The organism is Alteromonas sp. AMM-1, assembly GCF_047290655.1.
In the GTDB taxonomy this organism is placed as follows: Bacteria; Pseudomonadota; Gammaproteobacteria; order Enterobacterales; family Alteromonadaceae; genus Alteromonas; species Alteromonas mangrovi.
This window is the reverse complement of the sequence record NZ_JBLBUE010000201.1, coordinates 1-5828: the sequence shown is the minus strand read 5'-3', so window position 1 is coordinate 5828 and position 5828 is coordinate 1. Positions and strand designations below refer to the sequence as shown.

Below are 5828 nucleotides of genomic sequence, written 5' to 3'. Positions count from 1 at the left end.
GGCCGCCGACATGGGCTTAAACCCCGATGCACCGCCTGGATTAAACAAAGTGACTCAAACGGTATAACCATGAAACTATGTGTTGAACGCGTCATCACCCCGGCAGGCATGTTAAATAATGCCGCCATCACCATTGAGCAGGGCGTGATCACGCATATTGATGAAGCAGGCGATTTACCAGTGACTGCCGGAACGCTGCTACCCGGCTATGTTGACACCCAGGTCAATGGCGGCGGTGGCGTACTGTTTAACCAGCACCTCGACTACCATAGCCTGGATGTATTAGCCCGTGCCCATTTGCAATTCGGCACCACGTCATTGCTCCCCACCCTCATTACCGATTGTGAGCAAGTGATGGCAAAAGCGGCCGATGCCATTGCCGAAGCCATTGAGCGTAAACACCCCAACATTGTGGGCGTGCACTACGAAGGACCTTTTATTCATACCAAGAAAAAGGGTGTGCATGACGCTCAATACATTCGCACCCCAAAGGACTCTGAGCTGGCTATTCTTACCCGCAAGGATTTGGGCAGAGTGCTTGTTACCGTTGCGCCCGACAATGTGCCGTTGGGTTTTATACAGGAATTAACCGCGGAAGGCGTAGTAGTCGCACTGGGGCACAGCAACGCCACATTTGAACAAACGCAGGCCGCGCTCGATGCCGGTGCCACCGGCTTTACTCATTTATACAATGCCATGTCTGCCCTACAGTCGCGCGAACCCGGCATGGTCGGCGCCGCGCTAAACAGTGCGGCATATTGTGGCCTGATAGTGGATCACCACCACGTTCACCCCCAAAGTGCGGCACTGGCTATTAAGGCAAAGGGCCCGCAGCACATCATGCTGGTTACCGATGCCATGGCGCATGTGGGTTGCGATATGAATGAACTGGCCTTTTTTGATACCACCATTACCCGCCACGGCGGCAAGCTGACCACGCCAGACGGTACCCTCGCAGGTTCATGCCTGGACATGCACCAGGCGGTATTGAATACCCATCGCGACCTTGGCTTTAGTCTGGCGGCGTGTAGCCAAATGGCCAGCCAGTCGCCGGCGCAGTTTATGTCGTTGCAGAATACGCTGGGTAGCATTGCCATTGGTCAGCAAGCTAATTTACTGTTACTGGATAATAACTTAACAATAAACAACATATGGCTGCACGGTAAGCCGGTAGCCGCAGAACAGGAAGCGACAGCATGACAACACAAACCCTACCGCGCACAGGCATGCAAAGCCTGATGCCCATACTCACCATTGGCCTGTTGTTCTTTATCTTTGGGTTTGTCACCTGGTTAAACGGAGCCCTTATTCCCTTCCTGCAAATGGTCTGTGAACTCAGTGAAATGGAGGCGCTATTCATTGCGTTCTGTTTTTATGTTGCCTATGTGGTAATGGCATTACCCATGGCAAAGATTCTGGAAGTCACCGGTTACAAGAAAGGCATGTCGCTAGGGCTTGCCATGATTGCCATCGGCTGCTTATTGTTTGTGCCCGCTGCACTTAGTAAAACCTTTGCAGTGTTTTTGATTGCCCAGTTTGTAGTGGGTTCCGGCCTCACCATTCTGCAAACCGCGTCTAACCCGTTTATTGTGCACTTAGGTTCACAAGACAGTGCCGCAGCGCGTATTGCCTTTATGGGCTTATTGAATAAATTCGCGGGCGTCTTAGCGCCGCTTTTATTCACGGCCTTGGTGCTGGGTAACTTTAGCGATGTGAGTCAGGTAAGCCTTGCCCAATTATCTGAGGTGGAGCGTGCTGCGCAGTTAAACGAGATGTCGAGTCAGCTAATTCAGCCTTATATAGGCATTGCTATCGCACTGGGCATTCTGGCGTTGGGCCTGATGCGCGTGAATCTGCCGGATATACAATTTGAGAGTGACGATAGTAACGACAGCACACAAGTCAATGGCGTGTTGCAGTTCCCGCATTTGGTGCTGGGCGCAATGACCCTGTTTTGTTACGTGGGCGTTGAAGTGATTGCCGGTGACACTATTGGGTTATATGGCTCGTCGCTGGGCGTTGCTAATGCGACATCGCTTACCTCATTTACTATGACCGCCATGGTGATTGGCTACTTCCTGGGACTATTTTGTATTCCCCGCTTGATTAGCCAATCCAAAGCTATGCTGATGTCCGGTATATTGGGAGTCGTATTTACGGTGGGCATCATACTGGGTTCCGACCAATCCCATACGATATCCATTGTGCTGTGGGGCTGGACAGGCATCCAAACACTGCCGGATACCGTTACTTTGATTGCATTACTGGGGCTAGCCAATGCGATGGTATGGCCTACGGTGTGGCCACTGGCACTTGCAGACTTAGGCAAGTTTACCCCGAAAGGTTCGGCGATTCTGATCATGGGTATCGCCGGTGGCGCTATCCTTCCACTGGTGTATGGCGGGTTGTCTGACACACTCGACGCACAATCAGCCTACGCCGTAATGCTGCCCTGCTATATCTTCATTTGCTACTACGCTTTGAACGGCCATAAGAAGCGCAGTTGGTAAGAAAACCATGCCCCTGAGCAGCAAAAAAGCACTGTTCAGGGGCATTTCACACACCCCGTTAACACCATTATCACACACCATAAACATCAGGTATTTTTTCAGCCAATTCGCTTGTAACTGCCGCTAAGACCTTTTAGATTGGACCATTCGGTCTGGTTTTTAATGTTGCACAGAAGAGTTGTACCCATGCGTTTTGCATCCCTTAGTATCAAACAAAAATTAATATTTATTCTGGTGATTGCCGTACTGGCATCTACCCTGTTGGTCGGGACTATCCAGCAGTATATTGCCAGACAATTAGTTGAGCAGAACATGGAATCAGTGCAGTTGCCCAATATGGTTAAGCAGGTTGCTAACCGGGTAGATAAAGAAGTGGCAGTGATGAAGTCTGTTGCTTACTCCATTGCCAATAATCCCGACGTAATTGCCTGGTCTCAGGCGGGTGCGAACCCAGCGGGCGAGGCGCAGTTGCTAAAGTACCTGGGCCAGCTTAAAAGTTTTAACGACCTTACGGTTACCTCCTTTGTCGATCGCCAAACGCACAAATACTGGAATCAGGATGGTTTTCTGCGCGTATTGAAAAACGATCAATACGACGGCTGGTTTTTTGCCTACAAAGACAGTGGCCAACCGATTTCGTTGAGCCTGTACAACGAAACAGGACAAGGTTATCGGCTATTTGCCAATTACCAACAGGTAAACGGACGGGGCATGTCCGGCGTTGCCAAGTCAGTTGATGACTTGATGACCGTACTTAACAGCGTAAAAATTGCCGAAAGTGGCTTCATTTTCATGGCCGACGAAAAAGGCATAATCAATGCCCATAGCAATACCGATTTGCTGGGTAAATCGCATCTTCGTGACATTACCACCAGCGCCATTGCCAGCACATTGCTTACCAAGCAAGACTTCAACCTTATACGCGGTGAAGTGGAGGGTGAGGACATGCTATTTGCCAGCACCTATGTAACAAGCGCAGGCTGGTATGTCATCGCACAGGTTCCGGTTAGCGAGCTCTATACTGAAATGAACAGTGCCAGTGTGTCGATGATCACCTGGTCTGTTATCATTGCACTGGGATTTGCCATGTTAGGCGTTTGGTTCGCTGGCAGCATTAGTAAGCCACTGGAAAGCCTGGCGGGTGTATTTACGCAATTGGGTAATGGACAGGGTGACTTAACAACGCGTATACCACTACCCGAACAAAAAGAAACCCGCAAACTGGTAGAAGGTTTCAACCAGTTTACTGCCAGCCTGCATGGCATATTAACCAACGTTGCCGCAACCAGTGTGCAAATTCGACAGTCAGCCGCACAGGTAGCTGAGCAGTCTGCACTCACTGAATCCAATAGCGAAAAACAACGCGACCGCACCATGCAGGTAGCAACAGCATTAAATCAAATGGGCAGTACAGTGAACGAGATCGCCCAATCTGCACATGATGCGGCTAGCAGCGCCAACCACAGTGCCAGTGCCTCTGCCAATGGCCAGGCATTTACACAACAGGCCGTAAACACCATTAATCAACTTGCCGGACAAATCAATAACGTGACCGGCGTAATTGAATCATTAGATGCGCATACCGATGACATTGTAAGCATTTTAGAAACCATTCGCGGCATTTCAGACCAAACTAACCTGCTTGCACTGAATGCCGCTATCGAAGCAGCACGCGCTGGCGATCACGGCCGCGGCTTCTCCGTAGTAGCAGATGAAGTGCGTACACTAGCGCAACGCGCGGCGACCTCAACAGAAGAAATCCAGAGCAAAATAGACAGCTTCAAACAAGAATCGCAAGCCGCCGTTGAGCAAATGCGGATCAGCAATAAGCAAACGACAGATGTGGTAGATGCGGCGATGCAAATTGACGCCATGTTAAAAGAAATTGCCGACGATATTCAGCTTATTCACGGCATTAATACGCAAGTTGCTACTGCTACCGACGAGCAAAGTGTGGTGGTAGAAGACATTAATCGCAATATTCACGATATCAGCGACAACAGCGACAATAACCTGCGCTCGGCCAAGCAGATGGTAGCAACAAGTAAGGCAATGGCAGAACTTGCCAAGCAGCTCGACGACGAAGTGAGCAAGTTTAAGCTATAAGATCCCGGATAAGTGCTTCGCACTTTCCGGGACGACGGATGGGGATAAGTGCTCCGCACTCTCCGGGACGACGACTGAGCGGATACATCCTTTCTCCGTCATCCCGGGCTTGTTCCGGGATCCTCTCAAACAGGCCGCGATATTTAAACAACCCTGTTCTGTTGCTTTAGATCCCGGATAAGTGCTTCGCACTTTCCGGGACGACGGATGGGGATAAGCGCTTCGCACTTTCCGAGACGACTGTGTGGATACATCCTATCTCCGTCATCCCGGGCTTGACCCGGGACCTACTCAAACAGGCAGTGAGATCAAAACAACCATCTCCCACTGTTTCGAATCAGGTACTTTGGCTTGTGCTAACCCACTCTCGATATATCCATCCTTTGGGCCAGTTGTTATACCTTTTTAATGAGCGTTTACTTAACGCTGCTCATCGGTGACGTTGTTAAATTCAAGGATAAGTAAAATGATTAAACTCACCCGTTTTGTGACAGGCTTGATTACCATTGTCTGTTTAATGTTTACTGCTATTTCAGTATTTAATGACGGTCAGATCTTAACGTCACCGTATTTTATGACGGCATTGCTATTCAATATTTTACAAATGCAGTTGGAAAGCAAATTACGCATAGACCAGCTTTCTAAAACTGTTGAAGCGGGCAGATCGTGATAGCTTAAGGCTACTTTAAGATCCCGGATAAGTGCTTCGCACCTTCCGGGACGACGAGACTAAAACAGCAACTCGCTATTCCGGACGAATGCTGCCCAAAATGATGTGTGTAACCGATGAAAGCGTGCTCTGGAAAAAATCCGGGTCATTCAGGTCTTTCCCGGTTACAGCTTTTACCTGCACGCTAAAGTCAGCATAATGCTGGGTGATGGCCCAAATACTGAAAATGAGATGATACGGGTCTACTTCATCCAGTTGTCCCTGACTGATCCAGGCGCGAATCACCTTGGCTTTTTCTTCTACCAGTTTACATAGTGGCGATTCCAGCTCATTCAACAGCAGCGGTGCGCCCTGCACTACTTCCATACAGAACAATTTAGATTCAGCCGGATTGTCCCGCGACATTTCCAGCTTCACTTTAATGTAGTTAGTAAGGGTATCGATGGCGTTTTGTTCAACACTGAATTGATGCAAGGGCTTTAGCCACACATCCAGTAAGTGCTTGATGACATCGAGATACAGCTGCTCCTTGCTGGAAAAGT

The 5828-nt window shown here is 49.3% G+C and carries 5 protein-coding genes; 4 read left to right on the top strand and 1 reads right to left on the bottom strand.

Features of this window, described 5'->3' with window-relative positions; translation table 11 throughout:
* Positions 1 to 69: 69 nt before the first annotated feature.
* The 4 genes from nagA to ACLR2L_RS18375 all read left to right on the top strand — a co-directional run bounded on the left by nagA (position 70) and on the right by ACLR2L_RS18375 (position 5286).
* The gene (nagA, locus tag ACLR2L_RS18390) at positions 70 to 1200 is read left to right on the top strand and encodes an N-acetylglucosamine-6-phosphate deacetylase (RefSeq protein ID WP_413370259.1); all 1131 of its coding nucleotides are present in this window, start codon (positions 70 to 72) and stop codon (positions 1198 to 1200) included.
* Positions 1197 to 2510 (top strand): sugar MFS transporter, encoded by a 1314-nt coding sequence (locus ACLR2L_RS18385; protein WP_413370257.1) that lies wholly within the window; start codon positions 1197 to 1199, stop codon positions 2508 to 2510. Before nagA ends, ACLR2L_RS18385 begins: the two co-directional genes overlap by 4 nt.
* 186 nt (positions 2511 to 2696) lie before the next feature.
* Positions 2697 to 4616, top strand: coding sequence for a methyl-accepting chemotaxis protein (locus tag ACLR2L_RS18380; RefSeq protein WP_413370255.1), 1920 nt, complete (start codon positions 2697 to 2699; stop codon positions 4614 to 4616).
* A gap of 466 nt (positions 4617 to 5082) precedes the next feature.
* On the top strand, positions 5083 to 5286 hold the full coding sequence (locus ACLR2L_RS18375; RefSeq protein ID WP_413370253.1) for a hypothetical protein: 204 nt from the start codon (positions 5083 to 5085) through the stop codon (positions 5284 to 5286).
* 75 nt (positions 5287 to 5361) lie between these two features.
* On the opposite strand, the gene ACLR2L_RS18370 is transcribed toward ACLR2L_RS18375, so the two are convergent.
* Positions 5362 to 5828: TetR family transcriptional regulator C-terminal domain-containing protein (locus ACLR2L_RS18370; protein ID WP_413370251.1), on the bottom strand; the 467-nt coding region annotated here is incomplete at its 5' end.